This window comes from Exiguobacterium sp. S22-S28 (assembly GCF_043359615.1).
In the GTDB taxonomy this organism is placed as follows: domain Bacteria; phylum Bacillota; class Bacilli; order Exiguobacteriales; family Exiguobacteriaceae; genus Exiguobacterium_A.
The window spans coordinates 23,540-41,693 of sequence record NZ_JBHFFC010000037.1 but is presented as its reverse complement, the minus strand read 5'-3'; the positions used below and the strand labels follow the sequence as shown (position 1 = coordinate 41,693).

At 45.6% G+C, this 18,154-nt stretch carries 22 protein-coding genes; 21 read left to right on the top strand and 1 reads right to left on the bottom strand.

The window, feature by feature from the left end; all coding sequences use genetic code 11:
* The 6 genes from ACHA8N_RS17505 to ACHA8N_RS17480 all read left to right on the top strand — a co-directional run bounded on the left by ACHA8N_RS17505 (position 1) and on the right by ACHA8N_RS17480 (position 5,420).
* Positions 1-198 (top strand): hypothetical protein, encoded by a 198-nt coding sequence (locus tag ACHA8N_RS17505; protein ID WP_393966478.1) that lies wholly within the window; start codon positions 1-3, stop codon positions 196-198.
* A gap of 71 nt (positions 199-269) precedes the next feature.
* Positions 270-1,154 carry a MerR family transcriptional regulator gene (locus ACHA8N_RS17500; RefSeq protein WP_147510925.1) on the top strand — a complete coding sequence of 295 codons (885 nt, stop codon included), beginning with the start codon at positions 270-272 and terminating at the stop codon, positions 1,152-1,154.
* Between the two features lie 59 nt (positions 1,155-1,213).
* Positions 1,214-1,804, top strand: a complete 591-nt coding sequence (locus ACHA8N_RS17495; protein ID WP_147510926.1) for an adaptor protein MecA — start codon at positions 1,214-1,216, stop codon at positions 1,802-1,804.
* Positions 1,805-1,971: 167 nt separating this feature from the next.
* The gene (locus tag ACHA8N_RS17490) at positions 1,972-2,919 is read left to right on the top strand and encodes a D-alanine--D-alanine ligase (protein WP_147510927.1); all 948 of its coding nucleotides are present in this window, start codon (positions 1,972-1,974) and stop codon (positions 2,917-2,919) included.
* 131 nt (positions 2,920-3,050) lie between these two features.
* Positions 3,051-4,316, top strand: a complete 1,266-nt coding sequence (locus tag ACHA8N_RS17485) for a Glu/Leu/Phe/Val family dehydrogenase (protein WP_026832688.1) — start codon at positions 3,051-3,053, stop codon at positions 4,314-4,316.
* Between the two features lie 114 nt (positions 4,317-4,430).
* Positions 4,431-5,420, top strand: coding sequence for a YpdA family putative bacillithiol disulfide reductase (locus tag ACHA8N_RS17480; RefSeq protein WP_393966477.1), 990 nt, complete (start codon positions 4,431-4,433; stop codon positions 5,418-5,420).
* Positions 5,421-5,488: 68 nt separating this feature from the next.
* On the opposite strand, the gene ACHA8N_RS17475 is transcribed toward ACHA8N_RS17480, so the two are convergent.
* Complete coding sequence (locus ACHA8N_RS17475; protein WP_147511481.1) at positions 5,489-6,454, bottom strand: asparaginase; 966 nt, start codon at positions 6,452-6,454, stop codon at positions 5,489-5,491.
* A 153-nt stretch (positions 6,455-6,607) separates the two neighbouring features.
* On the opposite strand from ACHA8N_RS17475, the gene prsW reads away from it, so the two are divergent.
* From prsW to ACHA8N_RS17400, 15 genes are all read left to right on the top strand, one after another.
* The gene (prsW, locus tag ACHA8N_RS17470; RefSeq protein WP_147510929.1) at positions 6,608-7,267 is read left to right on the top strand and encodes a glutamic-type intramembrane protease PrsW; all 660 of its coding nucleotides are present in this window, start codon (positions 6,608-6,610) and stop codon (positions 7,265-7,267) included.
* A 25-nt stretch (positions 7,268-7,292) separates the two neighbouring features.
* Positions 7,293-7,949, top strand: coding sequence for a flagellar brake protein (locus tag ACHA8N_RS17465; RefSeq protein WP_147510930.1), 657 nt, complete (start codon positions 7,293-7,295; stop codon positions 7,947-7,949).
* A 76-nt stretch (positions 7,950-8,025) separates the two neighbouring features.
* Positions 8,026-8,697: a (d)CMP kinase gene (gene cmk, locus ACHA8N_RS17460; protein ID WP_147510931.1), complete on the top strand. Its 672-nt coding sequence runs from the start codon at positions 8,026-8,028 to the stop codon at positions 8,695-8,697.
* Complete coding sequence (locus tag ACHA8N_RS17455) at positions 8,694-9,293, top strand: lysophospholipid acyltransferase family protein (protein WP_147510932.1); 600 nt, start codon at positions 8,694-8,696, stop codon at positions 9,291-9,293. The genes cmk and ACHA8N_RS17455 overlap by 4 nt, the downstream gene beginning before the upstream one ends.
* 93 nt (positions 9,294-9,386) lie before the next feature.
* Complete coding sequence (rpsA, locus tag ACHA8N_RS17450; protein WP_147510933.1) at positions 9,387-10,523, top strand: 30S ribosomal protein S1; 1,137 nt, start codon at positions 9,387-9,389, stop codon at positions 10,521-10,523.
* Positions 10,524-10,645: 122 nt separating this feature from the next.
* Positions 10,646-11,956 carry a ribosome biogenesis GTPase Der gene (gene der, locus ACHA8N_RS17445; protein ID WP_026832696.1) on the top strand — a complete coding sequence of 437 codons (1,311 nt, stop codon included), beginning with the start codon at positions 10,646-10,648 and terminating at the stop codon, positions 11,954-11,956.
* A 17-nt stretch (positions 11,957-11,973) separates the two neighbouring features.
* Positions 11,974-12,999, top strand: a complete 1,026-nt coding sequence (locus ACHA8N_RS17440) for an NAD(P)H-dependent glycerol-3-phosphate dehydrogenase (RefSeq protein WP_393966476.1) — start codon at positions 11,974-11,976, stop codon at positions 12,997-12,999.
* A 39-nt stretch (positions 13,000-13,038) separates the two neighbouring features.
* Positions 13,039-13,215, top strand: a complete 177-nt coding sequence (locus ACHA8N_RS17435; protein ID WP_147511482.1) for a DUF2768 domain-containing protein — start codon at positions 13,039-13,041, stop codon at positions 13,213-13,215.
* Positions 13,212-13,946 carry a hypothetical protein gene (locus ACHA8N_RS17430; RefSeq protein WP_147510936.1) on the top strand — a complete coding sequence of 245 codons (735 nt, stop codon included), beginning with the start codon at positions 13,212-13,214 and terminating at the stop codon, positions 13,944-13,946. The genes ACHA8N_RS17435 and ACHA8N_RS17430 overlap by 4 nt, the downstream gene beginning before the upstream one ends.
* 85 nt (positions 13,947-14,031) lie before the next feature.
* On the top strand, positions 14,032-14,304 hold the full coding sequence (locus tag ACHA8N_RS17425) for an HU family DNA-binding protein (RefSeq protein WP_012370671.1): 273 nt from the start codon (positions 14,032-14,034) through the stop codon (positions 14,302-14,304).
* Positions 14,305-14,446: 142 nt separating this feature from the next.
* Positions 14,447-15,025 (top strand): heptaprenyl diphosphate synthase component 1, encoded by a 579-nt coding sequence (locus ACHA8N_RS17420; protein ID WP_393966475.1) that lies wholly within the window; start codon positions 14,447-14,449, stop codon positions 15,023-15,025.
* Positions 15,026-15,047: 22 nt separating this feature from the next.
* Positions 15,048-15,755 carry a demethylmenaquinone methyltransferase gene (locus ACHA8N_RS17415; protein WP_147510938.1) on the top strand — a complete coding sequence of 236 codons (708 nt, stop codon included), beginning with the start codon at positions 15,048-15,050 and terminating at the stop codon, positions 15,753-15,755.
* Positions 15,718-16,719 (top strand): polyprenyl synthetase family protein, encoded by a 1,002-nt coding sequence (locus ACHA8N_RS17410; RefSeq protein WP_393966474.1) that lies wholly within the window; start codon positions 15,718-15,720, stop codon positions 16,717-16,719. The genes ACHA8N_RS17415 and ACHA8N_RS17410 overlap by 38 nt, the downstream gene beginning before the upstream one ends.
* A 94-nt stretch (positions 16,720-16,813) precedes the next feature.
* Positions 16,814-17,230 carry a nucleoside-diphosphate kinase gene (ndk, locus tag ACHA8N_RS17405; RefSeq protein ID WP_026828077.1) on the top strand — a complete coding sequence of 139 codons (417 nt, stop codon included), beginning with the start codon at positions 16,814-16,816 and terminating at the stop codon, positions 17,228-17,230.
* Between the two features lie 138 nt (positions 17,231-17,368).
* Positions 17,369-18,142, top strand: coding sequence for a CheR family methyltransferase (locus ACHA8N_RS17400; protein WP_393966473.1), 774 nt, complete (start codon positions 17,369-17,371; stop codon positions 18,140-18,142).
* Positions 18,143-18,154: the final 12 nt, after the last annotated feature.

Genomic DNA, 18,154 nt, shown 5'->3' with positions numbered 1-18,154 from the left:
TTGAGTAAACACGATCAGCGAAAAAATCGACAGGACGATCATCAACGAACGACGTTACCACCACGCTCTGCAAGAATTGAACATGTTCGCAACGAACGGTTAAAACAACCGTTTGCAAAAAATCCATTAGCGATTACCCTCACGGTTTTGATGATTACGATCATCATTGCATTTGTCTCCATCGGTTTCATGATGTAAACGCACATTGTGAACAGCGATTTTTTTCCTTTACGGGTATACTAAAAGGAAGAAGAAAGGAGGCACGATGCATGGATCGTGGGAAATACAATATCAAGGCAGTTGCTGCATTGGTGGGACTCAATCCGACGACCATTCGTGCTTGGGAGCGGCGTTATCAAGTATTGGATCCGGATCGCAGTGAAGCGGGACATCGTATTTATAGCGATAACGATGTTGCGAAGTTGCGTTGGATTGTGGATAAACAAAAAGAAGGGCTGTCCGTTTCAAAAGCCATTCAATTATATGAAATGCCTGTAAGCCGCACCGAGATTCCGACGGATTACGGAGTGGAACTTCGGGAGCAATTGTTTGAAGCACTTACGAATTTTGAAGAACGGCATGCCCACGATATTATGAATAAAGCGTTCTCGATGTTTAGTTTTGATAAAGTGATTCAAGACATCGTCGGTCCTTTGTTGCATGAAATCGGAATGAAGTGGGAAAAGGGAGAAATCACGATTGCGCATGAACACTTTGCCACGGCTTTTTTACGTGCGCGGCTTTCGACATTATCTTTACAGATGCCGATTAACCCCTTTTTACCGCGTATTTTATGTGTCTGTGCGCCGGAAGAAGAGCATGAGCTCGGTCTGCTCTTTTTTACGTTATATTTACGCCAGTCAGGGTTCGATGTGATTTTTCTTGGGGCAGGTATTCCGGTATTGGATCTCGTGACGGTCACGAAACAATTGACTCCACGAGCTATCGTCTTGTCCTGTACGATTTCCGATCATTTGAACGACTTAGACGAAGCAGTATCAGAAATTCAACGACAAGTCCCGCGAACAGTAATTGGTCTCGGTGGATATGCGGTCGACCAACATCCGGAAAAGTACGGCGATATGTTGCTCGGAACAGATGACAGCGCATGGAAAAGTTGGTTGAGTCGACTCACTCCGACAACTGGTGTATAGTGTGAGTCATATCGAACGGAGAGAATGTGTACTCTGCCGGGTCATTGGAGGGGTCGAAGATGAAGTTTGAGCACTTTAAACAAGGTCATTTACGGGTGTTTGTATCAAGACAAGAACTAGCGGTACATGATGTACGACCGGAAACATTAGCTGTCGGTAAAGGACAAATCTTGTTGCGTACTCTTTTGGAAGAAGCCGAATCAAACTACGGATTTCAAGCAGTCGGGACACTGGATTTCTTTGTGACTTTTTTCCCGAACGACGGTATGTTGGTTGATGTGCGGCGTGACGGTGTGTTGCCGGAAGAAACATTTGAAGAATTTGATCAAGTTGAAATCCGGATGACAGTGGATATCGTACATCACGTTCTTTATGAACTGAACCAGTTCGAAGATGTCATCCAAGCCAGTCATGGATTGAGCCGTCATATAAATAAGACAGAAACCGGTGCAACGCTCTATTTTTACGAGAACCGCTATTATCTTTATTTCCAGGAGCAGATGCAACCAACTGTCGAGCAGACGGTGACGACAATCCTGTCTGAGTACGGGGTACCGAGTCCTAAAAGTCCGCTTGTCATGGCAGAATACGGAAAGACAATCATCGGGAAGCAAGCGGTCTCGGTATTGATAAACACGTTTACACCGTGAGTACAACGTGATTATTACCAACATAAAATGACTCAGTCACTTCACCGACACCATGCGGAGAAGTGGCTTTTTGTTTCTCTGAATCATTCTTGGTACTATTTTGTGTTTTTTCATACAAAAAGTGATGGTATGATAAGCATTGAACGTAAGATGAAGGAGTGAACAAGATGAAAGTGGCAGTATTGTTTGGCGGAATTTCTGGTGAACGTGAAGTTTCTTTAAATAGCGGAAAATCGGTGGTGGAGGCGCTCGAAAGTAAAGGGCATGAAGTCGTCGCCGTCGATTTTCATCCAGATCGGGCAGAAGAAATCTTGAATTTACGAGTGGAAGCGGCAGTTATCGCACTTCATGGTAAGTTTGGAGAAGACGGCCGTGTCCAAGCATTGCTGGAAATGGCAGGCATCCCTTATACAGGATCCGGTGTTTTGGCATCAGCGCTTGCAATGGATAAAGCCCGTTCAAAGGTCCACTTCGAAAAGGCGGGAATCCGCATCGCGCGGGACGTATTAGTCGAACGAGGGGACGATATCGAACAAAAAATCAAGCAGTGGGACGATCAATTCCCCTGTGTCGTCAAGCCGGCGCAGGAAGGTTCTTCAAATGGTTTGACGATTGCGATGGACGAGCAGACATTGCGCCAAGGAATTGAACTGGCTTTTCAAGCGGATGATGCCGTATTGATTGAACAGTTCATCAAAGGCCGTGAAGTGACAGTGCCGGTTTTGGGTGCCAAAGGACAAGAAAAAGCGTTGCCGGTCATCGAAATCATCCCGAAAAATGAATTTTATGACTATGAATCGAAATATGCAATTGGTGGATCGGAACATATCTGTCCGGCACAGTTTGATGAGAAGACGACACAAATCTTGCAAGACTGGGCTGTCGTCGCCCATCAAGTGTTAGGCTGTTCCGGCTATTCCCGGACAGACTTCCTTGTTCCGGAGGATGGCGAACCGGTCATTTTAGAAACAAATACGTTGCCGGGCATGACATCAACGAGTCTTTTCCCGGATGGGGCACGCGCCGTCGGTATTGACTATCCGGAGCTTGTCGAAACATTTATTGAACTGGCATTGACACGACATCAAGGCGAAACAGAAAGTCGTAAAAAGTGAAAATGAAGTAGATGTTAGAAAGCGCTTACAAATATAGTGGTAACCCCTTTCATTACGGCTCGGAAAAAGGTATACTTTATCCGAACAAGGAAACGGCATAGGGGATGCCACTTATGGGGAGGAACGTTGGAATGATCACTGACCAACAACACGCAAATCATCGCAAAAATGTACTCGAAGCAACACAAGAAATCGTCAAGGAAGCACTTGAGAAACTCGGTTACCCGGATGAAATGTATGAACTGCTGAAAGAACCACTTCGGATGTTGACGGTTCGCATTCCAGTTCGGATGGATGACGGTTCTACGAAAATCTTTACCGGATATCGTGCCCAGCATAATGATGCGGTCGGTCCAACTAAAGGTGGGATTCGTTTTCATCCAAACGTAACGGAAATTGAAGTAAAAGCATTATCTGTTTGGATGAGCTTAAAGGCGGGAATCGTTGATTTACCGTACGGCGGTGGTAAGGGTGGGATCATTTGTGATCCACGTGAGATGAGTTTCCGTGAAATCGAACGTCTCAGCCGCGGATATGTGCGGGCCATCAGCCAAATCGTTGGTCCAACAAAAGATATTCCGGCACCGGATGTGTTCACGAACTCGCAAATCATGGCTTGGATGATGGACGAATACAGCCGGATTGATGAGTTTAACTCACCGGGCTTCATTACAGGGAAACCGTTAGTCCTTGGAGGTTCTCACGGTCGTGAGACGGCAACGGCAAAAGGTGTCGCCATCATGATTCGCGAAGCCGCTGCGAAAAAAGGAATTACGCTTGAAGGCGCACGTGTTGTCGTTCAAGGATTCGGTAACGCAGGCAGTTTCCTGTCTAAATTCATGCATGATTTGGGTGCAAAAGTCATTGCTATCAGTGATGCGTACGGAGCGTTGCATGATCCGAACGGTCTCGATATCCCTTATCTGCTCGATCGCCGCGATTCATTCGGAACGGTCACAACGCTCTTTAAAAATACGATTTCGAACAAAGAGTTGCTAGAACTTGAATGTGATATTTTAGTGCCGGCAGCGATCGAAAATCAAATTACAGAAGATAATGCGCATGATATTAAGGCAAGCATCGTCGTCGAAGCAGCAAACGGACCGACGACAAATGAAGCAACGAAGATTTTGGCGGAACGCGAAATCTTGATTGTTCCGGACGTTCTTGCTTCAAGCGGTGGCGTGACGGTGTCTTACTTTGAATGGGTTCAAAACAACCAAGGTTATTACTGGACAGAAGAAGAAGTTCACGAAAAACTGGAAAAAGTTCTCGTCAACTCCTTTAATCAGGTGTACCAGACGGCACAAACACGCAATGTCGATATGCGGCTTGCAGCTTATATGGTCGGTGTCCGAAAAATGGCGGAAGCGTCACGATTCCGTGGTTGGGTGTAATGGATTTTAAGCTCACTTCGTTTTGAAGTGGGCTTTTTTGTGGTTTATTTCTTTCTTCGACTAGAAAGATTTGCTAAGATGGTAAAAAAAGCGAGCGGAAGAGGCGAAAGAAATATGTTGGATTGTATCATCATTGGTGCCGGTCCCTGCGGTTTATCGGCAGCGATTGAAATGCAGGATCGGGGATTATCCGTTGAAGTGATTGAAAAGGGGAATATCGTAGAGGCGATTTATCAATATCCGACCCATCAAACCTTTTTTTCAAGTAGTGAAAAATTAGAAATCGGCGGTGTGCCTTTCATTAATAAAGAGTTGAAACCAAGACGACAGGATGCACTTGTCTATTACCGGGAAGTAGTCCGCCGGAAAGAAATTACCATTCGACCATTTGAAACAGTACAGCATGTCCGTCCAATCCGTGACGGTTTTGATGTTACGTCAATTCGAAACGGACAAACCGTAACCCGTGAAGCCCGTTCGATTGTTCTTGCAACCGGTTATTACGGTCTGCCGAACAAAATGAATGTACCGGGAGAAGAGTTACCGCATGTGTTTCATTATTTTAAAGAAGGTCATCCGTTTTATGGACAAGAGGTTGTGGTGGTCGGCGGGAAAAATTCAAGTGTGGATGCAGCGATTGAGCTTGAAAAAGCCGGTGCACGCGTAACGATGTTGTATCGTGGAGAAACGTACAGCCCTTCGATCAAACCGTGGGTGTTGCCCAATTTTGAAGCGTTGGTGCGCGCTGAAAAAGTAAAGATGATTTTTGATGCCACGATTGAAGAAATCACCGAGACGAACGTTGTGTATTCGATTGGCGATGAACAGTTGACGGTCAAGGCTGATTTTGTTTTCGCAATGACCGGGTATACACCGGATGTCGGACTGTTCGCAGATGCAGGGATTGAGATTGATCCGGAGACAGGTATTCCAGTGTTTGACGAAACAACGATGGAATCCAACGTCACGGGTATTTACATTGCAGGTGTCGTCGCAGCCGGTTACGACGCCAATAAAATTTTCATCGAAAACGGCCGTTTTCACGGGGCATTGATTGCAGACGACCTCGTTCGCCGACTTGAACGGGAAACGGCACAGCGGTAACAGGGTATGCCGTCAACCACAAGAGAGACGTCCACTGGATTAGAGGACGTCTCTCTTTTGTTGGTAGATTATTCGACGCGGAACGATTCTTCAAGTGCAGCACGTGGCGCTCCGATCTCGAGTTCGATCATTAACTTGAGCCGTGCCTTTTGAGAATTTAAACCGTTTGAGAAAATCAAACCCAATTCTTTTAGCTGTTGACCGCCGCCGGCATAGCCGTATACATCTTGTACGATTCCGTTAAAACAACGGCTGACAATCACGATCGGCATTTGCTTCGTCAGTGTTTCGATGGCATCGGTCAAACTTGGCGGCACGTTCCCTTGACCGAGTACTTCGAGGACCAACCCGTCATACCCGAGTTCCCCGACAGCGAGCAATAAATCGGGCTCCATGCCCGCGTAGACTTTTAAGACAGCAACACGTTTACTTAATTGCGGAACCATGTGTGTCGGTTTAAGAAGCGGTGTGTTAAACAAATAAACATGATCTTTTGTCACCATACCCAAGTTTCCAAAATGAACGGATTTAAACGTATCCACGGAAGAGGTATGTGTTTTCGTCACGTTAAACGCCGAATGAATTTCTCCATTGAAGACGACCAGTACGCCTTTATCACGGGCAGTCTCGCTGACAGCGACCCGCAACGCAGTAATCAGATTGAACTCACCGTCAGAACCAACTTCATTAGAGGAACGCATCGCTCCCGTCAAAACGATCGGGACAGGGGCGCCAATCGTCAATTGAAGAAAATATGCGGTTTCTTCCAGCGTATCTGTTCCATGTGTAATGACGACTCCGTCATAACCCGCCTGCAATTCTTCTTGAATGAAATGAGCAAGCCGCAACATGATTTCCGGTGTGATGTGTGGAGACGGTAAATTTGAAAAGTGGCGTGTCGTGATGTCTGCGATATCCGTTGCCCGGGGCAAGGAAGCGTCGAGCGGATTGATGTCATTCGGTAAAACATGTCCGGAATGATTTTGGGCCATCGCAATCGTGCCCCCGGTGTGAATCAAGAGTAATTTTTTCATAATATGGACTGTCGTCGTCTGACGAACAATCTTCACCTTCTTTCCGTTCATTTTCATTCACATTGTACCCTTTTTTTTTGGAGAAACAAGGGGTGTGGTTTTCTTTTCTCCGAGAAACCTTTATTCTAAAAGAACAGGAAGGGGGGAGGAGACGTGTTACCAATCGTTTTCTCAGGAATTGCCCCAGGTATTGCATTGCTGACATACTTTTACTTAAGGCATGAACATGAATCAGAACCCGTCGGTTATATCCTGCGTAGTTTCATTTTCGGGATTCTGCTTGTTTTTCCTTTAATGTTCATTGATTACATCATTCAAAGTGAATTTGGGGGACCGGAAACGGTTCAGTTGATTCGTTCCGGTATTACGGAAGAGTTTGCTAAATGGTTTGTAGTCTTCTATACCGTTTACATCCATCAACGGTTCAATGATTATTATGACGGCATCATTTATGCTGTCGCATGTTCGTTAGGATTCGCAACACTGGAAAATATTTTATATTTGATGGTCAACGGGACGGTCGAACATATGATTTTTCGTGCCTTGTTACCGGTATCCGGTCATGCGCTGTTCGCCGTTATCATGGGATTCTTTATGGGGAAAGCAAAGTTTTCGACTCACCCTTATCGTTGGTTGGGGTTATCAATCTGTATGCCGATTATTGCACACATAATCTTTAATTTGTTAATATTGGAAAATAACGGTATATCGGTTGTGCCGATTTTATTTATGATCGTTTTATGGACGATTGGACTTTATCAAATTCGCAGTGCGAACCGTTTGAACCAACGGCACAATGGAAAAAGCAATTGAATCGAATGGACTGGGAGAGAGTTAGATGATAGAAATTGGAGATTTGGTCATGTTGACCAATCAGGAAGACCGTCAAGGACGGACGAAAGTAACGGCAGTGACGAATCGATTGATTTGGATCGAGGCACCGAGTGAAGTATCCACGTTGAAAACGTTTATTCTATCGGATCAAGAACAGATTGGTTTTTACTTTTTTAAGGAAAAAGGTAAACTGTATGGATTTGAGACAGAAGTAGTCGAGCGACAAAATGATCCGTTACGTGGGCAACGGTATGCGTTGCGTCGTCCAAAAGAAGAAATGATTCAACGCGTTCAGCGGAGGCAGTTCGTACGGGTTCCGCAATTATTGGATGTAGCGGTTCATCCGCACAAGATGGAGTTTGACCCGTTTACTTCCGTGACGCTGGATTTGTCAGCAGGAGGCATTTTGGTATTGGCCAATCAAGTTCCAGTTGAGGTGACCGAAGAACTGGAACTGACGTTTTTACTTCCGACCGGAGACGGCATCACCCACACGATTGATGTTTTGGCGGAACTCGTGCGTGTGGATTCGAGAGAAAAGCGGTATGAGCTGGCATTTCAATTTACTCGAATCAATGATCGCAGTCGCGAACTTGTGTTGCGGTACTGTTATCAAGCACAGATGAAAAATTCACGACGTGTTCCGAATTCATTCACGTGAGCGTATTTTTTTGCTATGATAACGGTCGATACTATGCACCATTTGACATGGTGAACACGGAAGGAACGGATTTTTCATGAAAAACATTCAAATTGCCTTAGACGGACCAGCGGGTGCCGGAAAAAGCACGATCGCAAAACAACTTGCAGCACATCTGGATTACGTATACATCGATACAGGGGCAATGTATCGTGCCGTCACGCTCGCAGCCCTCGAACAAAAATTAAATCTAGAGGACGGTCAGGTTCTCGGCGAATTAATGAAATCACTTGATATTCGTTTGACACCGGGCGAACACGGACAACGTGTTTTCATTGGTGACCGGGAAGTGACGGAAGCTATCCGGACAAATGAAGTGACGAACAACGTCTCATTTGTCGCCCGTCAAGCAGAAGTTCGCTCCGCGTTGGTCATTGCCCAGCGTAAGCTTGCCGAGCGTGGTGGCATCGTCATGGATGGTCGGGACATCGGCACGGTCGTCTTGCCTCAGGCAGAATTAAAGGTATTCATGACAGCATCAGTGGAAGAACGAGCCAGTCGGCGTCACCGGGAAAATATCGCCCGTGGAATGGAGAGCGATTTAGAAGCATTGCAGGCAGAGATTGCCTTGCGGGATAAACGAGACAGTGAACGGACCGTCTCACCACTTAAACAAGCAGATGATGCAATTTATCTGGATACGACAGAGATGAACATCGATCAAGTCGTGGATCGTCTGACTGAGCTTGCAGAAGGTGTTCTCAAATGAAACGGAACGATTTTGTCTATCGGTTAGCCCGGTTTATTGTCCTTCTTATCGCAAAAACGGTTTTCCGTTTAAAAGTGACGGGAAAAGAGAACATTCCAACAGGAGGCTCGTTATTGGTTTGCGCCAATCACAGTTCAAACTGGGATCCTGTCTTCTTGGTCAGTGCGATTCCAACGAGCCGTTCCGTCCGCTACATGGCAAAAGAGGAATTGTTTCATGTCCCGGTCTTAAAACAAATCATGATTTCCGCCGGTACTTATCCGGTGGGACGGGGACAGGGCGACCGCCAAGCGTTGAAGCGGACAATCGAACTGTTGAATACGGATGAAACAGTCGGGATTTTCCCGGAAGGAACACGTTCAGCACCTGGAGAGTTCACTTCTGCTCAACCGGGTGTCGGCTTTTTTGCACTACGGTCGCCGGCACAAATTCTGCCGATCGCGATCATCGGAGACTATCGTCCGTTTCGCCGGATGCATGTCGTAATCGGAAAGCCGGTCGACATTACCGATTTAAGAGATCAACGGGGTGCAGCGAAGGCAATTTCCGAGCGGATTTTAGAAGAAATCAAAACCGTCTACTTCAATCACGCGTAATGCCTTGACAAATAGTCAGAATTGTAAGAAGTTAGAAGAAGGATAAACGTAGTCATACGTTTCTTGTACTCATCGTGAGGAGGTTGTGTTGGAATGGTCGAAGAAATGAAAGATATGCCTGATTTTGAAATTCATCGGGACCAGGTAGTAACCGGAATGGTCGTGAAGATTGAAGACAAGCAAGCGCTCATTGATATCGGATATAAGACAGAAGCAATCCTGCCGATTAGCGAAGTCTCGAGTCTCCATTTGGATGATATTCGGGGTGTGCTTAAAGTCGGTGATGAACTACAAGTAAAGGTCAAGAAAATTACAGACGAAGAAGTCGTCGTCTCCAAACGTGAAGTTGATGCCTTGCAGGCATGGGAAAAAGTTGAAGCGAAGTATGAGTCGGGTGAAATCTTTGATGTAGCCGTCAAAGATATCGTCAAAGGAGGACTTGTCGTCGATATTGGTGTTCGTGGATTCATCCCGGCATCTCTCGTTGAACGTCACTACGTGGAAGACTTCTCGGATTATATCGGTCGGACGATTGCCGTCAAGGTTGTCGAACTGGACCGTGAGAAGAATCGTGTCATTCTTTCGCACAAGGCTGTGGTCGAAGGCGAATTGAATGTGAAGAAAAAAGAGACGCTCGAACAGCTTGAAGTTGGACAAGTTTTAGAAGGAACAGTTCAACGGTTGACTGATTTCGGTGCATTCGTCGATATTGGCGGTGTTGATGGTTTGGTTCATATTTCGGAAATGGCACATCACCGTGTGGAACGTCCGTCTGACATCGTCACAGAAGGTCAAAAAGTAGAAGTTAAAGTACTTGGTGTCGACCGGGATACAGAAAAAGTCAAATTATCGATTAAAGAGACGCAGCCGGGTCCATGGCAACAGATGGAAGGGAAAATCGAGGCGGGAGACATCGTCAAAGGACGTGTCCGCCGTATCGTTCAGTTCGGTGCCTTTATCGAACTGGCACCACAAGTGGAAGGATTGCTTCATATTTCTCAAATCGCGAATCGTCATATCGGTTCTCCTTCGGAAGTACTGGAAGAAGGACAGGAAATTGAAGCGAAGGTTCTTGAAGTCCATTTGGCGGAGCATAAGATTTCCCTTTCGACCCGCGTGCTCGAACAGGAAGAATCGTCAGAAGATGATTATTCACAGTATACAGATAAAAACGAAGGTTTTTCTGTTGCTGATCTTGCCGATAAAGATGGAGATACAACTGAATCATGAAGTGAAAAGTGAACACGAAATGTGTTCACTTTTTTTATGTTACGGATAGATATGGTATAAAACCGCTTCATTTGGTACAATAGAACGGCTATGAAGCGAGAGAAGAGAAAGAAGGTGTTGGGATGGCAATTCCAGTAGTGGCGATCGTAGGTCGCCCAAATATCGGAAAGTCGACGATTTTTAACCGGGTGATTGGAGATCGGGTTTCGATCGTAGAAGACAAGCCAGGTGTTACCCGCGACCGTATATACGGAACTGGAGAATGGCTGAATCGTCATTTTCATTTGATTGATACAGGTGGAATTGAAGTCGGGGATGAGCCCTTACTTCAAATGATGCGTCATCAGGCGGAACTCGCCATCGATGAAGCGGATGTTATTATTTTTATGGTAAATGGTCGAGAGGGAATTACAGCAGCGGATGAAGAAGTTGCGAATATGTTGTTCCGTTCGAACAAACCCGTTGTCATTGCGGTCAACAAAGTCGATAACTTTGAGATGCGGGATTTGATGTATGAGTTTTATTCGTTAGGATTCGGTGACTTGTATCCAATTTCCGGAACGCATGGTCTCGGACTCGGGGATATGCTTGACCGTGTGCTGGAACTGGCACCGGATAAAGAAGACATCGAATACGATGAGGATACGATCAAGTTTGCTTTAGTCGGACGTCCGAACGTCGGGAAATCAAGCATGACGAATTCGATTCTCGGTGAAGAACGAGTCATCGTTTCAAGTATCGCCGGTACGACGCGTGATGCAATCGATACGCCGTTTTCACGTGACGAACAAGAATACGTCATCATTGATACAGCCGGTATGCGGAAGCGCGGAAAAGTGTACGAATCAACCGAACGATTCAGTGTCATGCGGGCACAAAAAGCCATCGAGCGGGCAGACGTCGTTTGTGTCGTATTAGATGGAGAAGAAGGCATCATCGAGCAGGATAAAAAAGTCGCCGGTTATGCCCATGAAGCAGGACGAGCAATCGTCATCGTCGTCAATAAATGGGATGCTGTCGAAAAAGATGATAAAACCATGAAAAAAATGGAAGAGGAAATTCGTGAAGAATTCCGGTTCCTCGATTATGCGCCGATCGTATTCGTTTCGGCGAAAACAAAACGTCGTTTACAGACATTACTTCCGGTCATCAAACAAGCAGCGAAGAGTCACGCACAACGGATTCAGACAAGTGTCCTGAATGATGTCATCGTCGATGCAGTAGCGATGAATCCTGCACCAACAGATAAAGGGGTTCGTTTACGGATCAACTATGCGACACAAGTCGCATCGCGTCCACCGACATTCGTACTGTTCGTCAATGATCCGGAACTGTTGCACTTCTCCTACAAACGTTATCTGGACAATCGGATTCGCGAAGCGTTTGATTTTACAGGAACACCGATTCGGATTCTGGCACGTCAAAAACAATAAGGACAAGGTGAATCATGATGAAAAAAATCGCAGTCATTGGAGCTGGGAGTTGGGGAACCGCACTCTCGCTCGTTTTAGCCGATAACGGCCACGAAGTCACTCTTTACGGTCGGGATCAAAAAAATGTTGATGCTATTAATGAAAATCATGAAAATACGCAATTCTTACCAGACGTGACATTGCCGGAGTCGTTGCGGGCAACGACTGTGTTAAAAGATGCCGTTGAGGGAGCCACGTATATCTTAATCGTGACGCCTTCTTCTGCAATTCGTGAGGTCTCGCGTCAATTAAATGAATTGCTAACAAGCCCGGTCGTATTGATTCATGCGTCAAAAGGGATTGAACCGAAAACACATCTTCGTTTATCAGAGCTGATGGAAGAAGAGATTGATCCATCTAAACGTTCAGCGGTCTGTGTATTGACAGGGCCATCACACGCAGAAGAAGTGGCATTGCGTAAACCGACAACCGTGACGGTTGCTTCAACTGACATGGAAGAAGCAGGACGTGTACAGGAATTGTTTACGAATGACAATTTCCGTGTCTATTTGAACGCGGATATCATCGGAGCCGAACTTGGAGGCGCGTTTAAAAACATCATCGCCTTAGCTGCCGGAATGGCAGACGGCTTAGGGTATGGTGACAACGCAAAAGCGGCTTTAATCACCCGCGGAATGGTCGAAATTGCTCGACTTGGCACGTTGTTTGGTGCGAATCCGATGACATTTACGGGTCTGACGGGCATGGGCGATTTGATTGTTACATGTACTTCCGTCCACAGCCGGAATTGGCGTGCCGGAAATGCCATTGGCCGGGGCGAAAAACTCGAAACGGTTCTTGAAAATATGGGGATGGTCGTCGAAGGGGTACGTGCTACTCAAGCGGCCTATGATTTAGCGGGAACGAAACAGTGTGAATTGCCGATTACGACGGCGTTGTATCATGTTTTATTTGACGGTCATACTCCGGCAGAAGAAGTACAGAAGCTGATGCGTCGTCCGCAAAAAAATGAAATCGAGTATCTGTTTACACTGAAAGATTAATGGAGTGGGGTGGAAACCTTGAGTCCTGGATTACTAAAAATGTGGATTTCGTTCGCTGGGATTGGTTTGTTTGCCATTAGTGTCTTGTTAGTCACGATCAGTCGAACGAAGTTATCCGGTGGTTGGCAGTTTTTAGTGTCGACCGTCGCATTTCTTTGTTTTATCGTTGCCTCGATCATCATGGTCTTTATTGTCATGGCAGGTCCGAGCGCATGAAAAAATTATTGGTCATCTGTATGCTCATCCCGGTGATGATGTTGTCCGGTTGTTTATTTCCGGACAGTCAAAAACCGTCGAACCGTGTACCGTATCCGGAACAGATTCAAACCGTTCAAAATGCTGTAGAGGCCTATCAAAAAGATACCGGAGTTCTGCCGATCAAGACGAGAGAAGCAGATACACCATTGATGGAACGGTATCAAATTGAACTAGGTCGTTTGATTCCACGCTACATGAGTGATCCTCCACCGAACAGTTTCGAAGGTGGCGGAACATTCATTTACTTGTTGGTCGATGTTGATCAAAAACCGACCGTCAAGTTAATGGATTTACTTGTAGCGGAGGAACTTCAAAAGCTGCAAGTCCGGATTGATACGTACCGGAAGAAAAATGAGAAATATCCGTTTAAAGGGTCGATTGGTAAAAATCAGTTTACGCTCGATTATAAAAAACTGTTTATTAAAAAGGAGCCGATGGTTCCGAGTCCCTATTCCGACGAAAAACTGTCTATCTACGTAGACGGACAAGGGCAGCTGTTCATCAATTATTTGCCTGAATTAAAAAAAGCAGTGCAAACGGCGAAGAAAAAGCCGAAAGTCGGTCAAGATATTCGTCATTTGCTCTATGATGACCAACCTTTTGTTCCCGCTTACTCTCAAAGCTATACAATTAACAAAAAAGGCGAACCTGTGTTTTCTGAGGAATCGATCGAAGAATCAGAAAATTAATCGGGAATCAAACGAAAATGTTGTAATATCAACGTTTATAAGGTATGATTAGCCTCGAAGAAGTGATTGGGAGGGGGTGAACGTAATGAACAAAACTGAACTCATTCAAGCAGTTGTCGAAAAATCAGGTCTGACTAAAAAAGACGTGACGAAAGTTGTTGAATCAACATTCGAATCGATCACTGAAACACTTCAGTCTGGAGAAAAAGTCCAATTGATTGGCTTTGGTAACTTCGAAGTCCGTGAACGCGCAGCTCGTAAAGGTCGCAACCCACGTACAAAAGAAGATATCGAAATTCCAGCAAGCAAAGTGCCTGCTTTCAAACCAGGTAAAGCATTGAAAGATGCTGTTAAGTAATCCGGCTACATAGTCGTTCGAGGAAATCCTCGGACGGCTTTTTTTGTGGACATTGAGAGACGAGAAAACGCATTGATTATGGTATATTAAAAAAGAAGAAAATCCATCAACGAGATGGCACTGGAGATCGGGGGGTAAAAGCATGAATCATCAAGAGCTGCTCGTGGAAGAAATGGTCACTGCACTCACTACAAAACAAACAACACAACTGGCTCGACATGTGGATTTCCCTTCCATCAATCGTGAACAAATCAGTTGGTTGATCGATGTGGCCCAAAATGAAACATTGGCGTGGCAATCACTTGTTAAAGGTGTGCACTATGCACAAGTGGCCTTACTGTTACATGAACGTGTCGGAGCGACAAAAAGAGGTTCAAAAGAGCGACAATTACTTGTCCTGGCGGGAGATTTGTTCTCAAGCTATTTCTTCGAAGAATTGGCATCTCTTCCCCAAACGGCACTCGTAACACTTGGACGCACCGTTCAGCATGTGAACGAAGCAAAATGTGCTCTTCATGAGGAAAACTATGATTCGACCGAAGAATATGTCTTATTATGGTTAAAGGCAGAGTTCGGATTGGTTCAAGGACTAGCAGCGATTAGCGGAAGAGACTGGTTGACGGAACATGGACAACGTTTGATCCGTCGACGGGCACAGAGCTTACAGGCAAGTGCCCAACAACTGTTATTATCTCATTTGGAACAAATGGCAGTAGCGTAATATCTTCGAAAGGGTGAACTGCGTGCAGACACAAGAAAAAGAGAAAAAAGTATATGAAGTATTTCAATCGATTTCAAGTAACTATGATCAAATGAATTCCATCATCAGCTTCCGTCTTCATAAATGGTGGAGAAAAGAAACAATGCGCCGGATGAATGTATTCCCGGGGGCGAAGTGTCTCGATTTATGTTGCGGAACAGCCGATTGGACGATCCAACTGGCGAAAGCAGCTGGTCCGACAGGAGTCATTAAAGGACTCGATTTTTCGGAGAACATGCTTAAAGTCGGTGTTGAAAAAGTAGAAGCACTTGAGATGAAAAACGTGGAATTGATTCACGGCAATGCGATGGAACTGCCGTTCGGCGACCATTCGTTTGATTATGTCACCATTGGATTTGGATTACGGAACGTACCGGATTATTTGCAGGTCATCAAAGAAATGCACCGTGTGTTAAAGCCGGGCGGTACGGTCGTCTGTTTAGAAACAAGTCAACCGACGGCGCCGTTATTTAAAGAAGCGTACTCGCTTTATTTCGGTAAAATCATGCCGCAGGTTGGTCGTTTGTTTGCCAAATCATACGATCAATACAACTGGCTTCAAGAGTCGACGGAAGTGTTTTTGGACCGTGTCGAACTGAAACGATTGTTTGAACAAGCCGGCTTCATGCAAGTGGAAGTTAAAGCATTCGCAGGTGGGGCGGCTGCCATGCACCTCGGAAAGAAGTGGTGAGATGTCACTGCACTCGATTTACCGGGATGTAACGAAAGAAGTGAATTTAGTCGATCAATTTTTAATGAGTCATATTGCGTCCGACGATCCGACGATTGACGCTGCCGGTCAACAGTTGTTGCAGGCGGGTGGCAAGCGTATTCGACCGGCCTTTGTGTTACTGGCCTCGAAATTCGGTCATGCGGATCGGGACGAACTCGTTCGTGTCGCAGCCAGCTTGGAACTTGTCCATATGGCTTCACTAGTGCATGATGACGTGATTGACGATGCAGAACTGCGACGGGGGAAACCGACCGTCATGCAACACTTTGATGAAGAAGTCGCCCTTTATTCGGGTAATTTTTTGTTTGGTGAGGCTGTCAAATTAATCGGCGAAGTCGGTAAACCTGAATTGGTGCAAGTCATGGTACACGCGATGCGGGAAATCTGTGAAGGCGAAATCGAACAAATTTATGACCAGTACGACTGGGAACAGTCCATCAAACGGTATATCAAGCGGATTGAACGGAAAACGGCAATCTTGATCGAAGCCAGCTGCCATCTCGGGGCAATTGTTGCGAACTGTTCTCCGGAAGATACAAAGGCGTTACGGCAATTTGGCCGCGACATCGGTCTAGCTTTCCAAATTGCTGATGACTTGCTGGATTTTACCGCCAAGCGGATGGAACTTGGTAAACCGGTCGCAGAGGACTTGCGGCACGGTCATAAGACGCTACCTGTTTTTTACGCCTCAGAAGATCCCGTGTTTTTCCATGAGTTGCAACAGATTCGTTCCATGCCGAGTCATGAAGAAGTAGCACCATTACTGGAACGCCTCCAACAATCCGGTGCACTGGACCGGACACAACAGACGGTCGATTTGTATATTCGCCGTGCAATTCGTCGTCTCGAGCATCTTCCGAAATCCTCGGCTAAACGGTCTTTGGAAGAAGTGGCCCGGTACGTGGGTAAACGAAAAGGTTGAATGAATGTAAAAAATTTCTTGCCGGTCGTTCCATTACGCAGTAAACTTACTATGTAAGCGCTTTTTTATCTGTATTTCATAGGGGGAACTAGCAATGGAGCAAACATTTTTAATGGTAAAACCGGATGGCGTCGAACGAGGATTGATCGGGGAAATCATCGCTCGCATCGAACGCAAGGGGTTTGTAATTCGGGAAATGAAAATGATGCAAGCGTCTGAAGAATTGGCGCAGGCACATTATGCAGAACATGCAGAGAAACCGTTTTTTGGAGAGTTGGTCACTTTCTTAACATCTGGTCCGGTCGTCGCCCTTCGTGTCGAAGGTGAAGATGTCGTAACGGTCTCTCGGATGATGATCGGGAAAACAAAACCGACAGAAGCATTACCAGGAACGATTCGCGGCGATTTCGCGAACACGATGAGTGAGAATGTCATTCATGGTTCAGACAGCGTTGAGAGTGCGGAGCGCGAACTGGGTCTTTGGTTTCAAGGACAACCGTTAAACGTATAAGGATAGAAAAACGATTGGGCAGCTGCTCAATCGTTTTTTTTGTTTTTTGGAAAGGAAATAGCTTTATGCTAAGATAGAAAATAAGACAGGAGCGGATTAAATTCGTTTCCGAAAGAGAGAGGATCTGTGAGGTGGACTATGCAAGATTATGAACTTTTCATCCAGCGTTTCTTAAAAAAATCCGGGATTGATTTAGGACAATACAAGGAAGCTCAAATGAAGCGACGATTAACGGCGTTACGTGATAAAAAAGGATACAGCACGTTTGCTTCATATATGCAGGAAATGGAAAAGAGTGACTCGCTGTATGAAGAGTTTTTAGACCGGATGACCATTAACGTCAGTGAATTTTTCCGAAATCCGATTCGGTGGCAACAGTTGGAACAAGATATCCTGCCTGTTTTGCAGGCGCGTGCCCATGGGCGGATCCGAACTTGGAGCGCAGCCTGTTCGACTGGTGAAGAACCTTATTCCTTGGCGATGGTTTTAAAAGAAAAGATGGATCCGGCACAATTTACGATTCAAGCAACGGACTTGGATGATCTCGTGTTGGAAAAGGCGAAACAAGGTCGATATGGCACATCTGCCTTAAACGAAGTGGAAGAAGCGCGTAAAAAACGATACTTCGTCGAACAGGAACAACAGTTTGAAGTCGTTCCTGAAATCAAACGACTTGTTCGTTTCAGTAAACATAATTTATTAGGAGATCGGTACGATACAGGATTTGATTTGATTATCTGTCGGAATGTCTTGATTTACTTTACGGAGGAAGCGAAGGCGCATGTCTATCGTTCGTTTGTCGATGCCCTAAAGCCGGGAGGCATACTGTTTGTTGGTGGAACAGAACAGATTTTTCAACCGGAACGGTTTGGCTTAAAGATGAAGCAGAGTTTCTTTTACGAAAAAATCTAATAGTTAAGATAA